The following is a 17,904-nucleotide window of genomic DNA, read 5'->3' as shown; positions in this document are numbered from 1 at the left end:
TACCTCTGCGGAGAGCAGCCATGACACGAGTCCTTCTCGAATCAATCGAAAAGCGCTATCCGGGCGCAGCCCCATCGGTCGCGGACCTCGACCTCACCATTGAAGACGGCGAGTTCTTCACCCTCCTGGGCCCGTCCGGATGCGGTAAATCCACGACTTTGCGCATGGTTGCCGGCTTCATCCAGCCCACCCGCGGGCGCATCCTGTTCGATGACAAGGACGTCACGAACATGGCACCGAACCGCCGTGACACCGGCATGGTGTTCCAGAACTACGCACTGTTCCCGCACATGAGCGTGCGCGCCAACGTCGGCTATGGACTCTCCGTGCGGCGCACCTCGCGTGCCGAAAAAACCAAGCGCGTGGACCGCGCCCTGGAGCAGGTTGGCCTGAACGGATACGCCGACCGGCGGATCGACATGCTCTCCGGCGGCCAGCAGCAGCGCGTCGCCCTGGCCCGCGCCCTGGTGATCCAGCCCTCGGTGCTGCTGCTCGATGAGCCGCTCTCCAACCTGGACGCCAAACTCCGCGAAGAGACCCGTGCCGAAATCCGCGGCACCCAGAAAGCCGCGGGCATCACCAGCATTTACGTCACCCACGACCAGGCAGAGGCCATGGCCATGAGCGACCGCGTGGCGATCCTTGAATCCGGGCGGCTGCACCAGGTGGCACCGCCCCGGGAGGTCTACCACCGCCCGGCTACCTCCTTCGTGGCCCGTTTCATCGGCCGCTCCAACGTCCTGGCCTGCACAATTTTGGAAGCCGGTGGAGACAGCGTCCAGGTTCAGCTGGAGGACGGCACCGTCCTGCGCGCACCCCGCGTTTCCGGCACTCCGTCGGCTGATGTTTCCCGCGGGGACACGGCAGCAGTCAGCCTGCGGCCGGAGTCCTTTGCCGTACTCCGGGACGCCGGCACCGCGGCCGCCTCCAACAGTGCCGGTGAGCTGAAGGGCACGGTCCGCACCGCGGAGTTCACCGGCGCGGTCAACGTGTATGAAGTGGACTGGAACGGCAACAACCTGGTGGTCTCTGTGCCGGATTCCGAGGACCGGGTCCAGCCCGGCGACCCGGTGGTCCTGGCACCGCACCCGGACCGGGTCTGGCTGGTGGCACCGTGACCGGCCTCGCGCAGAAGCTGCGGATGCGCAGCGGAACCACGTCCTCCGACCGGTTCATCTACTGGCTGGCCATTCCGCTGGTCCTGATCCTGCTGATGTACATCGTTATTCCAATGTTCGCCACGGCCCGCACCAGTGTTGACGGCGGCCTGGACAACTACAGCGGTTTCTTCGGCGGGAACTCCGGCCGGGCCCTGGGCCTGTCCGTCGGCATCTCCGTTATCTCGGTGATCACCACCGGCGTCATCGGCACCGCGCTGGCAGTGCTCCTGACCCGCTTCGATTTCCCCGGCCGGAACGTGCTGCGGCTCTTTGCGATGCTGCCCATGGCCCTGCCGCCGCTGATCGGCGCGGTGTCCTTCTATTTCCTGTACGCGGAAAGCGGCATCCTCCCCCGGTTCCTGGCCCAGTACTTCGGTGCAGATCCCGGTGCGGTCTCCGCGAACGGCGTCATCGGCGTGCTGCTGGTCCACACCATGACCATGTACCCGTACTTCTATCTGGCCGTCTCCTCCGGCCTCGCCGGATCCGATGCGTCGATGGAAGAAGCAGCCCTGAACCTCGGCGCCAGCCGGTTCACCATGTGGCGCACCGTGCTGCTTCCCATGCTGACCCCGGCCCTGGTCTCCGGCGCGCTGCTGACCTTTATGGTCTCCATGGCCTCCTTCACCGCCCCGCAGTTCTACAACGTGCAGACCCTGACCATGCAGATCGTCGCCTCGCGGACCTCCGGCGCGTACGAGCTGGCGGCGGCCCAGTCCACAGTGCTCTCCATCGTCTCCATCCTCTTCCTGCTTGCCATGCGCTGGTACCAGAACCGGCGCGTGCACCGCAGCGCCTCGAAGGGCACCCCGCAGGCCGTCAAAGTCATCCACGGCACGCTCCCCCGGCTCGGCGCCGGCCTCGGCTCCACTCTGCTGGTGCTGATCCTCATGGCGCCCGCCGCCGTGATTGTGCTGCTGGCCTTCACCGTGGACGGTTCCTGGACGGTGCAGATCCTCCCGAACCAGTACACGCTGGGAAACTTCGCCCGCATCTTCACCGACCCCTCAACCCTCCGCCCGATCCTGGTCAGCTCCCAGATGGCGTTCATCGCCATGATTGCCTGCACCGTCGTCGGCGTGCTCGCCTCCTGGGTCGTCACCCGGTGGAAAGGCCCCGGCAAGGGACTGCTGGACGTGATGGTCATGATTCCGTGGGCCCTGCCCGGCACCGTGGTGGGCGTCAACCTGGTCACCGCGTTCGCCAGCCCCACGCCGTTCAACCTGGGCCAGGTGCTGATCGGTTCGCTGTGGATCCTTCCCGTGGCCTATTTTGTCCGGTTCCTGCCGCTGGTCTTCCGGTCAGCCAACGCTGCCCTGGCCCAGATCGATCCGTCCGTCGAGGAAGCGGCCCGGAACCTGGGCGCCGGACCGTGGCGCGTGCTGCGCACCGTGACCGTTCCGCTGATGTACCGCGGCATCCTGGCCGGCGCGCTGATGGCGTTCATCCAGGGCTTCGGTGAATACGTGGCTTCAGTGGTTGTTTACCCCGCCCGCTTCGCACCCCTGTCCGTGGAGATCTACAACCGGATCTACTCCAACGAGTTCGGCACCGCCGCGGCCTACGGCACCCTGCAGATGGGGCTGATCCTGATAGTGCTGATCATTTCCCAGCGCCTCGAGAACCCCGGCAGCGGCGGCATCGCCGCGATGCTGCGCCGCCGCCGTCGTCTCACTGTGGAAACACCGCTGGTGGGCCCCATCCCTTCCGCGGCAGTCCCGCTGCCGCTTCCCGACACCCGACCAGCAACCGTAAACCCCGATTTGAAGCCGGTGAAATAGTTATGACCGCCATCCCCCGCCCCGCCCTTCAGGACCGGCCCGAACTGTCCGTGTACTGGGACAACCACCTGCGGGATGCCTTCGAGGAAGCCGCGTCCTTCATCTACCCGCCCATGGTGGAGGCGTCCCTGGCCCACGTCTGGATGCTCGACGACGAAGGCATCCTCCCGCGCGAACGCTCCGCCCGGCTGGAAAAGGGACTGCTCACGCTCTGGGAGCGGATCAGCGACGGCAAGCAGGAGTATGTCTTTGACGGTTCCGTGGAGGACCCGTACTACTTCATGGAACAGCAGCTGGCCGCGGCCTGCGGCATTTCCACCTCGGAGCTGGACGTCCAGCTGGCCCGCAGCCGCAACGACCTCGACGCCGGTGCGTTCCGGATGGTGCTCCGGCGCCAGCTGCTGGACCAGGCTGATCTGGTGGTCCAGGCAGCCGCCGACGCCGCTGCCCTGGCGAAGGAACATGCAGACAAGCTGATCATCGGTTTCACCCACCGGCGGCCCGCCCAGCCCACCACCATCGGCCACGTCCTCAGCGGCCTCTCCGAAGCGCTGCTCAGCCAGGGGCGCGAACTCCTGGACATCTACGCGGAACTGAATGTCTCCCCGCTGGGCTCCGCGGCGTTCGCCGGAACCGATGTGCCGATCAACCCGGAGACGCTGCGGGAACTGCTCGGTTTCGACTCTGCCTTTACCTCCAGCTACGAAGCCGTGGCCGGCGCCGAGCACTTTATGCGCCTGGCCGCGGCGCAGGCCCGGATCTGTGCCACCGGCGCCCGGTTCTCCCGCGTCCTGCTGGAATGGATGACATTCGGCTGGGTACGCACCCCCGACGCCTACACCCAGGGCTCCTCGATCATGCCGCAGAAGAAGAACCCGGTGGTCCTGGAGCATATGGTCTCCATGGCCGGTGCCGCCGCCGCGGACATGTCCGCGACCTACGCCAATATCAACTCAGGCTGGTACGAGGACTCCAACAACGCGACCACCGATGTGCAGAAGCATCTGTGGCGTGCCGGAGACCGGGTGGTGCGGTTCGTGCGGATGCTCGACGGCCTGCTCACCGAGTTCGAGGTCCAGCGGCTGCCGGAGCTGGCGGAGATTGTCCGCTCCGGTGCCACGACGACGTCGGTCGCGGAGGCCCTGGCGGTAGCCGGCGTGCCCTGGCGCGGCGCGCACGACGTCGTCGGCCGCCTCTTCAAGACCGGCGACCCGACCTCCTGGACCCGGGAACAGGTCCTGGCGGCGCTGGCTGCCGCCGGGATCCGTGCCGAGCTGGCAGACCTGACGCTCGCTGCCGGCCGGGAGCCGGAACGTGTCCTGGACCGCACTCAGGCAGGCAGTCCGGGAACCAAGGCCGTCGAGGTGACGGCCGACGGCGCGCTGGCGGCCGCGCAGGAGCTGGCCACCCGGTTCGCGGAGCTGCGCACCGGGCTGGACGCCGCCCGGGCGCTTCTGCTGGACCGTGCCCGGCAGTTGGCGGGCACGGCGTGAGCGCAGTCCGGGACGATTTGACGGTCGTCGGCAATACCAACCTGGACATCATGGTTTCCGGCGTCACGGCCCTGCCGGAGCCCGGCACGGAAGCGCTGGTGCCGGACATCCGTATCCGGCTGGGAGGTTCCGCCGGAAACCTCGCCCTGCGGTGCGCCGGGCTGGGCCAGCCGACCACGCTGGTCAGCCGGGTCGGCAATGATGCCTCCACCGCCCTGGTCCGGTCCGAGCTGGATCTGCCGCACCTGCGGGCGCTGCTGGTCACGGATCCGCAGCTGCCCAGCGGTGTGACTGTCGCCGTCGAGGCACCCGGACGGGACCGGGCGTTCATCTCCTCCCTCGGCGCCATGTCGGTGCTCGGCGCCGGCGATGTTCCGGAGGAGGCCGTGGCGGCCCGCTGCGTGGTGCTCGCCGGCTACTTCCTGCTGCCCAAGCTCCGCGGCGCCGCGTTGGAAGGCCTGTTCACCCGCGCCCGTGCAGCCGGAGCGCTGACGGTGCTGGACACCGGCTGGCCCACCGAGGGCTGGACCCCTGACGTCCAGGCCGAGGTCCGCGGGGTGCTGCACAGCGTGGACGTGTTCCTGCCCAACTCGGACGAACTCACCGGGCTGACGGGAATCGAGGACCCGCGGGCAGCGGCCCTGGACCTGGCCGCCGCCACCGGCACCCTGGTGGTGGCGAAACTCGGGCCGGACGGTGCCGGACTCGCCCTGCCCAGCGGGGAATGGAGCCATTCACCGGCCCAGCCGGTGGAGCCCGTGGACAGCACCGGAGCCGGGGACGGTTTCAACGCCGCGTTCCTGACCTGCCTGGCACGGGGTGCGGCCCCTGTGGATGCACTCGGGACCGCTGTCCGCTACGCCACCGAACTCGTTGCCACCGCACCGGAACACCGTTCCGCAGTGCAGCTGGCCGAGGCTTTGCCGCTCTAGGAAGGTAGTTATGCACGTTTCCAGGATCGGGAACCGTCCCGTTGTCCAGGGCATCTCCATTGTCGACTTTCACCTGCATTTCCGGATGCCCCAGGACCCGCTGACCCGTGCCTTGTCCGGCGGGCAGTTCGCGTGTGAAGCCGCCTCCCCGGCAGCAGCCCGGCGGGCCGCCAAAGTGGCCGGAATGTCCGCCGCGTGGCGGCGCAGCTGGGACTTCGCCGATCCGGAACCGGATGAGGCGGATCAGGGCTGGGAAGCGGAGGCAGACCGCTGGCAGGACGAGCTGGACCATCACCACGTTGAGTACGCAGCCTTCGTCACCGCCGGCGGCGATGAGGCGATGGGCCGGCTGACCGCCCGGGGTAACGGGCGTTTCCTGGGCATGGCCGCCATGGCTGACCCCTTTGGGCCCGGCGCTGCAGCAGATTTCGACCGGGCGGGCACGGAACACGGGCTGCGCGGACTGAAGCTGTTCGCTCCGCTGATGTCCGCCCGCATCGATGATCCGGGGGCCGATCCGGTGTGGCGGGTCGCCGCCAAGCACCAGGTGCCGGTCCTCATCCACTTCGGCCACTGCGGATCTGCCGGCGGAATAGCGCACAACGCCATGATCGAGCCGGCCTGGCTGGAAACGGTGGCCAAACGGCATCCCGATGTGACTTTTGTGATTCCCCACTTCGGAATCCAGCACGTCCAGCAGGTGTTGTTCCTGATGTGGGCCTGCCCGAACGTCCTGGTGGACACTTCCGGTTCCAACCAGTGGGTGCGGTTTATGGCGCAGAAGCTGACGCTGGAGGACGTCTTCCGGCGGTTCTACGAAACCCATGGCCCGGACCGGATCATTTTCGGCACGGATTCCTCCTGGTTCCCCCGCGGCTACGCGCGGCGGTACCTGGTGGACCAACTGAGGATCTGCTGGGAGATGGGTATGCCGCCCGTGGACGTGCAGAAAATCTTCGGCGCCAACGCTGCCGCGCTGCTGGATATTGCCGGCTGGAGCCCGGCCGATCCTGAGCTGGCCCGTGCGCTGGGTATCCTGAACAACGGTGCCCTCAACAATGGCATTCTGGAGAAGGAGAGAACGGCGTGACCCTGCGGATTCATCTGGCTGCCACCCTGGACGAACTGGGCGGGGCAGCTGCCGACGCCGTGCTGTCCCGGCTTCGGAAAGCGCACCTTCAGGGGGCCGTTCCGGTGCTGGGAGTGGCAACCGGGTCCTCTCCCCTGTCCCTGTACCGGGCACTGGCCCAGCGCCGGGACGAACTTCCGCCGCTGCGCGCCTTCGCCCTGGACGAGTACCTGGGCCTGCCGCCGGGACATCCCGAAAGCTATGCGGAAGTGGTCCGCCGGGAGGTCGTTGAGCCCCTGGGGCTCGACGCCGGCCAGGTGGCAGTGCCGGATGGATCGGCTGCCGATCCGGAGCAGGCTGCCGCTGACTACGAGGCCGCGATTTCCGCCGCCGGCGGAGTGGACGTGCAGATCCTGGGGATCGGAAACAACGGGCATCTCGCCTTCAACGAACCCGGCTCGCCCTTGGACTCCCGCACCCGGGTTGTCCAGCTCGATGAGAGCACCCGCCAGGCCAACGCCCGGTTCTTCTCCTCTTTGGAGGATGTTCCCACCCAGGCACTGACCCAGGGGCTGGGGACCATCCGTGCGGCGCGTTCGCTGGTACTGCTGGCCAGCGGTGCGGCCAAGGCCGAAGCCCTGGCCGCAGCACTGCAGGGACCGGTGACGGAGCAGGTTCCCGCGTCCATCCTCCAGCTGCACCCCGACGTGACCATCCTGCTGGCCGACGGCGCCGGTTCCGGGCTTTCCCCGGACCTGCTCAACGGCCAGGCGGTGGCTGGAGCCTTCCGGTAGCGGCGACCGCTGCGAGGGCCAGCCCCAGGGCACCGCAGAACACCGCCGTAAACGCGTGAACGTGGGATACGGCCAGCAGGGCCGAGAATCCGATGCCGCTGACGGCCAGCCAAAGCGACTGCACCAGGTTGTCATTGATCTGCAGGGCCGAGGAGTTGACGCCCTCCTCACCGGTGCGGGAGAAGTCCAGCAGCAGCACGGAGAGCGTGGAAAACCCCATTCCGATGCCCAGCCCGGCGACCGCCCAACCGGCCACCACAATACTGACAGGCAGCTGGGGATGGACGGCGGCCAGGACCGGCGCCACCCCGGCGGCCAGCAGCAGCGCACCCAGCCGGGCCCGCAGCACCTTGCTGCTGAGCATCCGCAGGTTAGCGGCCAGCCAGGAGCCGGCAAACCAGCTCAGCGCTGAAACGCTCAGCAGCGCTCCGGCCTGGGTGGGGCTGAAGCCGCGCTGCTCAACCAGGGCCAGCGGCAGGTAGGTTTCGGCCCCAACGAAGGCCGCCCCGACGAACCCGCGGGAGGCAATCACCGCGGGAAGTCCGCGCCGCACGGTCCAGGTGCCGCGTGGAAGCAGCCGCGGCCCGCCGGTCAGCACGGCCGCAGTGGAGACAGCGGCGAGCAGCAGGATCCAGCCCGCCGGCCCCGGACCGTCAGCACCCAGGCTGCCGATGCTCCCCAGGCCCAGGATTCCGCCGGCCGCAGCGAGGGACCAGAGGAGCTTGGCGGGGCTTGTCCGCCAGCTCCCGTTCGAACCGATCCGTCGCAGCACCGGTTCCAGTGCGAGGTAGGCCAGCACGGCGAGGACCGGCGCCAGGCCGAACACCCAGCGCCAGCCCAGGGCAGCGTTAATCAGCCCGGCCAAAACCGGTCCGATAATGCCCGGCAGTACCCAGCCGCTGGTCAGGATGGTGAAGGCCTGCGGCCGCAGCGCGGCAGGAAAAGCCCGCGCCACCACCACGTACATCGCCACTCCGGCCAGCCCCGAGCCGAAGCCCTGCAGCCCGCGCCCCAGAAGCAGCACTCCCATCGTCGGAGCAAGGGCGGCGACCACCAGCCCGGCGGCGAAGAGCAGCACGCCCAGGCGGAGCGCGGGGGCCGGACCGCGCGCATCGCTCCAGCCTCCGCCCAGGCCAATGGACACCACTGACAGCGCCATCGGCGCACCGAACGCCAGCGCGTAGATGGCCAGTCCGTCCAGGTCCCGGGCCACCACCGGCATCACGGTCGCCACGGCCAGGGCCTCGAACGCGAACAGGAAGGCCAGCGAAAACAGTCCTACCGACGTCGTCCGGTAGGTGCGCGAGAAAACTCCCGCGGGTGGCCGGCTGCCTGCTGCCGTGGTGGGGGTTTCTGTGGAGTTGTTGGCCGGGGTGCTCCCCCACTGGGTGCTTACCGGCTGGGTCTCGGCCGGGGTGCTGCCCGGCTGGGTAATGGCCGGTTCGGCGGCGGGCGCCGCGGGCGGCGGCTGCGGCGGTATGGAGGTGTTGGCTGGCTCGGGCACGGAGCTCCTTGAGTGCGGGTGTTTCAGTGGGGTAATTCAGTGGGGTAATTCAGAGAGGTGGTTCAGAGAGTTGCGGGTGTATCAGCGGGATGGTCCCCAAGGGGGTTCAGCCCGGGGGCCCAGCGGCATGAAACGTGACGCGCCGCCGGTGGGGACAGCAACTCCAGCCAACAACCTCAAGTAAGCTCGAGGTCAAACGATTGAGAGGCAGGACACATGCCGGATCCCGTGCGGACACGCCAGCCCGGCGGATCTGTGCCTCCAGCCGTCCAGGAACTGACCCCTGCCCAGCTCTCCTCCCGGAGCGGTGTGGCCGTTTCCGCCCTCCATTATTACGAGGCTGAAGGCCTGATCAGCAGCCGGCGCACCGCGGGGAACCAACGCCGCTACGCGCGCCACACACTCCGCCGGGTCGCCTTCATCAGGGTTTCGTCCCAGCTCGGCATTCCGCTGCGGGATATCCGCACCGCACTGGACACTCTGCCGCCGGACCGTGCGCCTACCCGCCAGGACTGGGCACGGCTCTCCGCCGGGTGGCGCCAGGTCCTGGAGGACCGGATCGAGGGCATGCTGCGGCTGCGCGATCAACTCGACGGCTGCATTGGCTGCGGCTGCCTGTCCCTCACATCCTGCTCGCTCTACAACTCCAGGGATGTCCTGTCCGTCGAAGGCGCCGGCCCGCGGCTGCTGATGAGACGGGACGCGGGCGAACCCGGGCCCGGCAGTCTCTAGCTGGTGACCGCCGGCCGCTCCTAGCTGGTGACCGCCGGCCGCTCCTAGCTGCTGACTGCCGGCAGCTCCTGCAGCGACCACTGGTTGCCGTCCGGATCGCTGAAGTACACGAAGGTACCCCAGTCCAGCGGTGTGACTTCGCTGGTTTCGACGCCCGCGTTCAGCAGCTGCTGGCGGGCGTCAGCCGCGCTGGGCACCACGATCTGGATGCGCTGGCTGCCCGGCACCATGTCGGTTGTGCCTTCCCCAATCACCACGGAGCAGGCAGACCCGGGAGGCGTCAGCTGGACGAACCGCAGGTTGTCATTCACCCGCTGGTCGAAGTCGTCAGCGAAGCCCACCTGGTTGACGTAGAAGTTCTTGGCGGCGTCGACGTCGGACACCGGCACGGGTACAAGTTCGATTTTCCAGTCCATGCGAGCGATCGTAGGCCCGGCTGCGGCGCCCTCCAAGCGGTCTGCGGTCAGGTTCGGTCCGCAAAAGGGGATTCGCAGCACCGGTCAGGAATAAGCCTGCTGATCATTTGGTTGCGCCGGGTATGACTGAGCAGACTGAACCAGCCGAAATGACCGAACAACTCCTGCCGGCCACCCTCGATCTCAAGGACCTCGGCACCGTCCGCAGGCTTGGATTCGGAGCCATGCGCATCGTCGGCCCCGGTGTCTGGGGTGAGCCGGAAAGCCGCGGAACCGCCGTCGAGGTGGTCCGCCGCGCCGTCGAACTGGGCGTTGACTTCATTGACACGGCTGATTCGTACGGCCCGAACATCAGCGAAGAGATCATTGCCGAAGCCCTCTATCCCTACCCTGACGGGGTGCGGATCGCCACGAAGGCCGGGTTTGTGCGCACCGGGCCGGATGAGTGGATTCCCCTGGGCCGCCCCGAATACCTCCGCCAGCAGGCGGAGCTGAGCCTGCGCAGGCTCAAGGTGGATTCCCTGGATCTGTTCCAGCTGCACCGCATCGATCCCACTGTCGACGCCGAGGAACAGTTCGCGGTGCTGCGGGACCTCCAGCAGGAGGGCAAGGTGAAGGCCCTGGGCCTCTCCCAGGTCAGTGTGGAGCAGCTGAAGACGGCGGAGAAATACTTCACCGTCTCCACCGTGCAGAACCGCTACAACCTCACCGACCGTTCCTCTGAGGACGTCCTTGACTACGCGACGGCCAACGGCATTGGATTTATCCCGTGGGCACCGATTTCCGCGGGGGAACTCGCCCAGCCAGGCGGCGTCCTTGATGCCGCTGCGAAGAAGCTGGGTGCCACCACATCCCAGGTTGCCCTGGCGTGGCTGCTGCAGCGTTCGCCGGTGATGATGCCGATCCCCGGCACCGGTTCCGTAGCCCATCTGGAGGAGAACCTGGGTGCCGGCAACCTGACCCTGGATGCCGGGACCTTCGCGGAGATCGACGCCGCCGCCGCTTAGGATCGCCTCCCGCGACGATTCCTGAGACCCCATCGCTGATCCCCCACCTCCACATCCCCCACTCCCACACACGCACGCCCCCGGAAGGATTACCCATGAACAACATCCTGATGATTGTTTCCGCCGCCGATTCGCTGACCATGAAGGACGGCTCGAAACACCCCACCGGGTTCTGGGCCGAGGAACTCGTGGAAGCCCACCGCACCCTGCTCGAAGCCGGCCACCGGATCACCTTCGCCACGCCCGGCGGCAAGGCACCCACGGTTGACCAGGTCAGCCTGGTACCGGAGCAGGCCGGAGGCGAAGAAAAGGCTGAGAGGCTGCGGGCTTACTTGGAGGAGCTGCGTCCGGAACTGGACGCGCCGCTGCCGCTGGCCGATGTGGTTCCCCTGGAGTACGACGCCGTCGTGATCCCGGGCGGCCACGGCCCCATGGCGGATCTGGCCACCGACTGGGACATGGGCCGGATCCTGATTGCGGCCAACGACGCCGGTTTGCTGATCGCACCGTTCTGCCATGGGCCTGCGGCGCTGCTCAGCGCCGAAACCACCGAAGGCGGGTTCGCGTTCTCCGGCCGCCGGCTGGCGGTGTTCACCAATGAGGAGGAGCTGGGCGGCGGCACGGGAGACAACACGCCGTGGTTTGTTGCCGACGCCCTGCGGAACAAGGGCGCCATCGTGGAGGCGGGCCCGGCCTGGGAGAGCTTCGTCGTGACGGACGGAAACCTCATTTCCGGCCAGAACCCACAGTCGAGTGTGGACGTGGCCCGGCAGGTCCTGGCTTCCCTGCCGGGTTAGTTCGGGTTAGTCCGGGTTAGGGGGCCTGGGTTGCCGGACTATTCCGGGGGCGGGCTTGGGCTGCCGGGCTCGTCCGGGGGCGGGACTAAGCTGCCGGACCTTCCCCTCGCCGTTCGGACGTCGGGCAGCCGGGTGCGGACGTCACCAGACTGAATGCGGACCGCGGCGGGCTGGCAGACTGGGACTATGACTGTCCTGATTGCCGGCTGCGGCGACCTTGGTACGGAAGCCGGCCTGCGGTTCGCCGCGGCCGGCATGCCCGTGCTGGGCTGGCGCCGTTCCCCGGAAAAGATCCCCGCTCCTCTCCATGCCCAGGCTGCCGATCTGTCCGGCGCCCTCCCCCTCGTTCCGGCGGACACCGGCGTCGTCGTCATCGCTGTGGCCGCGGGTGAACGCACCGAAGCGGCCTACCGGGCAGCCTATGTGGACGGCACGGCGAATGTGCTTGATGCCCTGGAGCGCGACGGCGTGCGGCCGGGGCGCATCCTGTTCGTCTCCTCCACCGCTGTGTACGGGGACGCCGGCGGCGGCTGGCTGCACGAGGACTCCCCCACCGCGCCGGCGTCGGTAACCGGGGCAGTGATCCGCGAAGCGGAGGAACTGCTGCATTCCCGCCGTCCCGATGCCATCGTGCTCCGGCTGGCCGGCATCTATGGACCGGGCCGGACCCGGCTGATCGACCAGGTGCGGAGCGGAACCACAGATCCGGGACAGGGACAGCTCACCAACCGGATCCACCGCGACGACGCCGCGGCCGCGATCGTGCACCTGACAACGGCGGTTTCCGATCCGGCACCGCTGTACCTCGGTGTGGACAACCAGCCTGTGGAACTGGCGGAAGTGCTGGAATTCCTGGCCGGGGAACTGCACGTACCGCTGGGTCCCGCACCGGAAGACCACGGGGAACGCCGGGCCAGCCGCGGCGGCAACCGGCGGCTTTCCAATGCCCGGCTCCGCAGCACCGGATTCGAGTTCAGCTACCCGACCTTCCGTGAGGGATACCGGGCCATCCTGGCCGGCGACGGCGTCCGGCACCCCTAGGGTGCCGGACAGCGCCGGCGCCCGCACCGGCCCGGTGGCCTAGGCCTGGAAAAGCCGTTCAACGGCGGCACCGACGGCGAGCAGCTGAGCATCCGCTCCGGGGAGACCGTCGAGTCCCAGGCCCACCGGCAGCTTGCCGGCTCCGACCGGAATGGGAATCGTCAGTCCGGGGTTGCCCAGGAAGGTGCCGTAGGCGGTGAACCGGGTGTAGGTGTCGAAGCTGGACACCATGGTGCCGCCAATCTCCACCCTCTCGGCGGGGTCAATCGGAGCTGCCGGTGCCGGGGTGGTGGGGAAAATGACCGCATCCAGCCGGTGTTCCCGGAACAGTTCCGCCTCCCGCGCCCGCAGGACCGAGACTTCCGCCAGCATATCCAGCCGTGCTGCCAGGGCCTCAGCGCCGGGTTCGGGAACCACATGGTCCTGCATCAGTCCGCGCACCAGCGGGTTCTGGATCTGCGCTGCCAGTTCCGCCAGGGAAAGGCCGGGCCGATACTGTTCCAGGTACGCGGTGAGCAGCCGGTGGATTTCCGGAATCAGGATAGTGCCGCCGAAGGTTGCCTCCGCACCTACGCGCTGTCCGGAGGGGATGGCAACCAGCCGGGCCCCGGCAGTCTCCAGGACCTGGACGGCGAGCTCAAAGGCAGCTTCAGTGCGGGGGTCCAATGGCCCCAGGTCCGCCGGAATGCCGAGGACCAGCGCGGCGGCGTCCGGCTGCGGTTCCGTTTCGGTTCCGGGCAGAGCCGTACCGCTCAGAACAGCATCCAGGAAGGCAGCATCGGCCACGCTGTGGGTGATGGGCCCCGGGGTGTCGCGGGTGTCCGAGAGCGGGGTGATGCCACCGCTGGGATAGCGGCCGGTGCTGGGGCGGAAGCCCACCACACCGTTCAGTGAGGCAGGAATCCGGACCGAGCCACCGGTGTCGGTCCCGAGGCCGGCGGGGGCGCCCAGTGCCACCGCGACGGCGACGCCCGAGCTGCTGCCGCCCGCCATCAAAGCGGGATCAACCGCATTGCGCACCGTACCGAATCCGTGCCCGATGCCGGTCACACCCAGCGAGAGTTCATGCATGCCGGCTTTGGCAACAAGGCCGGCTCCCGCGGACCGCAGGCGCGCGGCAACCGGGGCATCGGCGTCGGGAACAAATCCAGCCAGGGCAGGCGTGCACGCGGTATTGGGCAGGTGCGCCACGTGGATGTTGTCTTTGACGACAATCGGAATGCCCTGCAGCGGACCGGGCTCATGGTCCGGCTGGACGGCCAGCGGAGCGGCCGCATCCCGGACCGCTACCAGCGCGCCGCGGTTGGCGCCGGCGATGACTGAGAGGACCTTGTCCGCATACTCCTCCGCTGACGTTTCACCGGCGTCGATGGCCGTCCGCGCCGCGGAGATGGAGGGGGTGCTGAAGCCGTTTTTCATAAGCCATTCTCTTTCCGGTCCTTATCCCCCGGTGTTGGGGGCAGGCATCGACGCCGGCTGTTCCAATCCAGTCCGGTCCAGGCCCGGTAACAGCTCCGGCATCGATCCTGCTGAAATCCTAGTGACCGGCGGCTCATCCCGGTGTGCATTCAGTGCGGTCCGTCTGGCCCCTAAGTGCGGTTTGTGCCGGGGTCCGGGGTCAGGGGCTCCTGGCCGGCGCGGAAGGAACCGGGAGCCGTGTCGAATTGGCGGCGGAAGGCCCGGCCGAAGTGGGAGGCGTCCACGAATCCCACCCGGGTGCCAATGTCCCTGATGCTGACGTTGCGCAGCCGCGGCTCACCCAGGAGCAGCACAGCCTGGTCCAGCCGGCGCTGCAGGACGTATTTGGCCACGGTGGTTCCCTCCGGTGCAAAGACGCTGTGGAGCTGCCGGAGGGACAGGTGGACGGCCTTGGCGACGGAGGACGGGGTCATCGCAGGGTCGGACAGGTTGCCCTCAATGTGCGCCTTAATGCGGCTCACGTGGGCTTCGCGCGTTGTTTCTGCTGCTGTTTCTGTTCCCAGGACCCGGATCAGCCCGGCCAGGGCTGTGTCCACGGCGGCGCCGGCGAGGAACTGTGTTGAGGCGTTTCCTCCGGCTGGGGAGGCGGCCAGGCTGTCCAGCAGTGCGCGCAGCGGGGCCGATTCCGGGGTATCCCCCGCGGCGGCGACGGCGGTTGCCTGGCCGGGATCGGTAAGGGCAGACCTGAGCCGGGCCGGAGGCAGATGCAAAACCACCAGCTTCATGGGGCCTTCGAACCGGAAGGAGTAGTCCTGGTTGGCATCCGTCAGCACGAATGAGCCAGGCTCGAGGGCGCTTTGTGTTCCGCCCTGCCGTACCCGCCCGCCGCTGCCCACAGCGAGAAAGTTGAGATGGAAGTACGGTTCGCTTTCCGGCGCGTTGCCGGCGGAGTGGAACACTTCCTCCGGCCCGGAAACCACCGTGGACAATGCGTAGGAACCAAGGCTGGCGTGGCGGAAGTGCCCGTAGAATCCTTCCGGGTCCTTCAACGGCAGCGCCTGCTGTGTGCCGAAGGCATGGCCGATGATCCGGCTCCAGTCCCGGAACCGTTCATCCGAGGCGTCGGCGGGACTAGTCCGGGCCGAGAACCATGTTGGAGGATGCACCCGCGTGGAACTTAGCTGAAGTCGACGGGCGGGCCCAGGTAGAGCAGTACGGAGAAGACTGCCACGATCGCGATCAGCACACCCACCACAGAGACCACCGGGCGGCGGAGGGTGAAGGCCTGCACCTGCTCCACGAAGCCGGCGGGCTGGTCGCCGCCGGGAGCCAGGCGCCAGCCGCCGTCGAGCTTGCCCTGCTTGTCCATGGACTTCTCGAACGGAATGGTGGCGTAGGGAATGACGGCGGTGACGAGGCCCAGCACGATCGTGCCGAACTTCCACTTCTGATTCACGCCGACAAAGACGGTGCTGGCAGCATAGGACAGGAAGATAAAGCCGTGGGTGCCGCCGGCCGGGCCCATCAGGGCGTCCTGCCCGAAGCCGTACTTCATCACCATCGCCGCGATCAGCAGTGTCCAGGTTACGGCCTCCGCGAAAGCCAGGGCGCGGAACAGGGTACGGGGTTGCATCTGGGTGTGGAGCCTTCCCTCGGGGGTTTGCCAACAGTATGTCAGGATGGGCCGTGAGGGCTCAACTCGGCGCCTTCCTGCACGGCTGCTGCCTCGCCCGCCGGGCTTCGAGCTCCGGGCCCCGGAGGGCCAGATTCCGGGCCCCGGGGGTCTAGATTCCAGGCCCCGGGGGTCTAGATTCCAGGCTTCGGGATTTCGGGGGTTCGGGCTCCGGGCCCCGGAGGGCCAGATTCCGGGCCCCGGGGGTCTAGATTCCAGGCTTCGGGATTTCGGGGGTTCGGGCTCCGGGCCCCGGAGGGCCAGATTCAGATTCCGGGCCCCGGGGGTCTAGATTCCAGGCTTCGGGATTTCGGGGGTTCGGCTTCGGAGCTAACTGCGGGATTCGGGCCTGGCCAGCCCTGCCGAAACCCTCCGTATTGGGTGAAATCGACCAGTTTGAGAATTCCCTTCCCCGGCGCAGCGGAGGGATTTCCCCAACCGGCGGGATTTTCCCAAATCGGAGCGAAATCACGTCACGATTCGGCAGGATTTTCCCGAAGCGGAGCGAAATCAATCACAAACCGGCAGGTTTATCCCAAAGCGGAGGGAACTCAATCACAACCCGGCGGGTTTTTCCCAAATCGGAGCAACAGCCCTAGAAACGGCCATCACGCCACCCGCGCCCTGACCCCGGACCCCCCGACGCCGCGAGACGGTTCCGCTTCCGGCCCGGACAGCGACCGCCCAGCCCCGGGTCCCGACGGGGCGACAGGGCTCCGGTTCCGGGCCGCCCTGCTCTAGCTCGGGGTCCCGGCGCAGCGACACGGTTCCAGTTCCAACCCGGCCCAGCTTTCGATCTGGGCTCCGCCCACGGCTCCAGCTGCAGCTCCACCTCCAACCGGGGCCCGGCCCCAGCTCCGACCGGGCACCGGCTTCGGCCGGATCGGGCCCAGCTTTCGATCTGGTCTCCGGCCACGGCTCCGGCTGCCGGCCCAGTTTCGGGCCCGGCTCCAGCTCCACCCCGGCCCAGCTATCGATCTGGGCTCCGCCCACGGCTCCAGTTCAGGCTCCAACCGTGGCCCGGGCTCCAACCGTGCACCGGCTTCCCAAGCCCCGGCTCCGCCCCCGGCCCAGTTTCCGCAGGCTCGGCCCCAGCCCCAGCCACCTCCCGGCCCTAGCTCCAGCCAGCCCCGGCCCCGGCACCAGCTCTACCGGTAGAGCCCCGGCCGGGCATCGTGTTCGTAGGTGTTGATTTCCCGGGCCCGCTGCACCTCGCCGGCCTCGATGTCGGCGAACAGAAGGTCCTCCTCCGCACCGGCGGCTGCCAGCAGCGTGCCGTACGGCGAGGCGATCACGCTGGCGCCGGTGAAGTCCGGTGCAGTGTGGTTGGCGTAGGCGATGTAGACGCCGTTCTCCAGCGCGCGGGCCGGAACCAGCAGTGTGGAGATCCGTTCCGCGTTGTACGTGAGCAGCGGCTGCGTCCCCCCGACGTCGCCGGTGGCCGGCACGGCGGTGGGAATGCACAGCAGGTCAGCACCCGCCCGGGCAGCGGAGCGGGCATACTCCGGAAACTCGATGTCGTAACAGATTCCCAGGGCAATCCGCAGGCCCTGGAACTCCGCCACCTGCGGCACGCCATCGCCCGGAGCGAAGGAACCGCGTTCCTCGTCCCCGAACAGGTGGGCCTTGCGGTAACGGAGCAGTTCCGTGCCGGAGCCATCGAACAGCGAGGCGGAAATGTACCCGGTGCCGCCGTCGTCCTCCACGGTGGAAGCGACGACGCCGATGCCCGCCCCGCGTGCGACCCGCGCCAGCTCCGTCCGGATCGCGGCTCCGTCGGACTGGCGGGCCCGGGCGGGGGCATAACCGGTGGCAAAGAGTTCCGGCGTCAGAATCAGGTGCGCCCCGGCCTCCGCCGCCTGGTTCGTAAAGCGCCTGATCAGCGCCAGGTTCGCGGCCGGGTCATTCAACTCCGCGCCTGCCTGCAGCACTGCTATGCGGACCATTTCCACTCCTGTCCAGCGGATGCGCCGCCACGTCATGTGGTGGTCACAATCACAAAAACCGTTGACTCTTCACATGATAGGCATAAGCATGATCTCCAAACCGAATGTGATTCGGTTATTGGTTTTTCAGAACTGAGGAGA

The 17,904-nt window shown here is 67.9% G+C and carries 16 protein-coding genes; 10 read left to right on the top strand and 6 right to left on the bottom strand.

Translation table 11 applies throughout. The features are described 5' to 3' along the window. The first annotated feature begins 20 nt into the window (after nt 1-20). The 6 genes from ArtHe_RS01490 to ArtHe_RS01465 are packed head-to-tail and all read left to right on the top strand — an operon-like array spanning nt 21 to nt 7,229. On the top strand, nt 21-1,118 hold the full coding sequence (locus tag ArtHe_RS01490; protein WP_248318437.1) for an ABC transporter ATP-binding protein: 1,098 nt from the start codon (nt 21-23) through the stop codon (nt 1,116-1,118). Beyond that, nucleotides 1,115-2,941, top strand: coding sequence for an iron ABC transporter permease (locus ArtHe_RS01485; RefSeq protein ID WP_248318436.1), 1,827 nt, complete (start codon nt 1,115-1,117; stop codon nt 2,939-2,941). Before ArtHe_RS01490 ends, ArtHe_RS01485 begins: the two co-directional genes overlap by 4 nt. Before the next feature lie 2 nt (nt 2,942-2,943). After that, nucleotides 2,944-4,434 carry a lyase family protein gene (locus ArtHe_RS01480; protein WP_248318435.1) on the top strand — a complete coding sequence of 497 codons (1,491 nt, stop codon included), beginning with the start codon at nt 2,944-2,946 and terminating at the stop codon, nt 4,432-4,434. Continuing rightward, on the top strand, nt 4,431-5,366 hold the full coding sequence (locus ArtHe_RS01475; RefSeq protein WP_248318434.1) for a carbohydrate kinase family protein: 936 nt from the start codon (nt 4,431-4,433) through the stop codon (nt 5,364-5,366). The genes ArtHe_RS01480 and ArtHe_RS01475 overlap by 4 nt, the downstream gene beginning before the upstream one ends. Nucleotides 5,367-5,376: 10 nt before the next feature. Continuing rightward, nucleotides 5,377-6,456 carry an amidohydrolase family protein gene (locus ArtHe_RS01470; RefSeq protein ID WP_248318433.1) on the top strand — a complete coding sequence of 360 codons (1,080 nt, stop codon included), beginning with the start codon at nt 5,377-5,379 and terminating at the stop codon, nt 6,454-6,456. Further along, the gene (locus ArtHe_RS01465) at nt 6,453-7,229 is read left to right on the top strand and encodes a glucosamine-6-phosphate deaminase (RefSeq protein WP_282568702.1); all 777 of its coding nucleotides are present in this window, start codon (nt 6,453-6,455) and stop codon (nt 7,227-7,229) included. The genes ArtHe_RS01470 and ArtHe_RS01465 overlap by 4 nt, the downstream gene beginning before the upstream one ends. On the opposite strand, the gene ArtHe_RS01460 is transcribed toward ArtHe_RS01465, so the two are convergent. Then, the gene (locus tag ArtHe_RS01460) at nt 7,195-8,733 is read right to left on the bottom strand and encodes an MFS transporter (RefSeq protein ID WP_248318432.1); all 1,539 of its coding nucleotides are present in this window, start codon (nt 8,731-8,733) and stop codon (nt 7,195-7,197) included. The genes ArtHe_RS01465 and ArtHe_RS01460 overlap by 35 nt on opposite strands. A 216-nt stretch (nt 8,734-8,949) precedes the next feature. Here ArtHe_RS01460 and soxR point away from each other — a divergent pair, with 216 nt between their 5' ends. Further along, nucleotides 8,950-9,465, top strand: a complete 516-nt coding sequence (soxR, locus tag ArtHe_RS01455) for a redox-sensitive transcriptional activator SoxR (RefSeq protein WP_248318431.1) — start codon at nt 8,950-8,952, stop codon at nt 9,463-9,465. Nucleotides 9,466-9,509: 44 nt separating this feature from the next. On the opposite strand, the gene ArtHe_RS01450 is transcribed toward soxR, so the two are convergent. Further along, the gene (locus tag ArtHe_RS01450; protein ID WP_248318430.1) at nt 9,510-9,881 is read right to left on the bottom strand and encodes a VOC family protein; all 372 of its coding nucleotides are present in this window, start codon (nt 9,879-9,881) and stop codon (nt 9,510-9,512) included. Between the two features lie 122 nt (nt 9,882-10,003). Here ArtHe_RS01450 and ArtHe_RS01445 point away from each other — a divergent pair, with 122 nt between their 5' ends. The 3 genes from ArtHe_RS01445 (at nt 10,004) to ArtHe_RS01435 (ending at nt 12,726) form a co-directional block, all read left to right on the top strand. Further along, on the top strand, nt 10,004-10,888 hold the full coding sequence (locus ArtHe_RS01445) for an aldo/keto reductase (protein ID WP_248318429.1): 885 nt from the start codon (nt 10,004-10,006) through the stop codon (nt 10,886-10,888). A 95-nt stretch (nt 10,889-10,983) separates the two neighbouring features. Next, nucleotides 10,984-11,685, top strand: a complete 702-nt coding sequence (locus tag ArtHe_RS01440) for a type 1 glutamine amidotransferase domain-containing protein (RefSeq protein WP_248318428.1) — start codon at nt 10,984-10,986, stop codon at nt 11,683-11,685. 186 nt (nt 11,686-11,871) lie between these two features. Next, nucleotides 11,872-12,726 (top strand): NAD-dependent epimerase/dehydratase family protein, encoded by an 855-nt coding sequence (locus ArtHe_RS01435; RefSeq protein ID WP_248318427.1) that lies wholly within the window; start codon nt 11,872-11,874, stop codon nt 12,724-12,726. A gap of 39 nt (nt 12,727-12,765) precedes the next feature. Here ArtHe_RS01435 and ArtHe_RS01430 read toward each other — a convergent pair whose 3' ends face one another. The 4 genes from ArtHe_RS01430 to ArtHe_RS01415 all read right to left on the bottom strand — a co-directional run bounded on the left by ArtHe_RS01430 (nt 12,766) and on the right by ArtHe_RS01415 (nt 17,763). Beyond that, a complete protein-coding gene (locus ArtHe_RS01430) occupies nt 12,766-14,145 on the bottom strand; it encodes an amidase family protein (protein ID WP_248318426.1) in 1,380 nt (459 codons plus the stop codon). Between the two features lie 170 nt (nt 14,146-14,315). After that, the gene (locus tag ArtHe_RS01425) at nt 14,316-15,311 is read right to left on the bottom strand and encodes a helix-turn-helix domain-containing protein (protein ID WP_248318425.1); all 996 of its coding nucleotides are present in this window, start codon (nt 15,309-15,311) and stop codon (nt 14,316-14,318) included. 11 nt (nt 15,312-15,322) lie between these two features. Further along, a complete protein-coding gene (locus ArtHe_RS01420) occupies nt 15,323-15,778 on the bottom strand; it encodes a DUF3817 domain-containing protein (protein WP_248318424.1) in 456 nt (151 codons plus the stop codon). A gap of 1,187 nt (nt 15,779-16,965) precedes the next feature. Further along, nucleotides 16,966-17,763: a nitrilase-related carbon-nitrogen hydrolase gene (locus ArtHe_RS01415; protein ID WP_248318423.1), complete on the bottom strand. Its 798-nt coding sequence runs from the start codon at nt 17,761-17,763 to the stop codon at nt 16,966-16,968. Nucleotides 17,764-17,904 lie beyond the last annotated feature (141 nt).

The organism is Arthrobacter sp. Helios, assembly GCF_023167125.1.
Lineage (GTDB): Bacteria > Actinomycetota > Actinomycetes > Actinomycetales > Micrococcaceae > Arthrobacter_B > Arthrobacter_B luteolus.
This window is presented reverse-complemented; position numbering and strand designations above follow the sequence as displayed.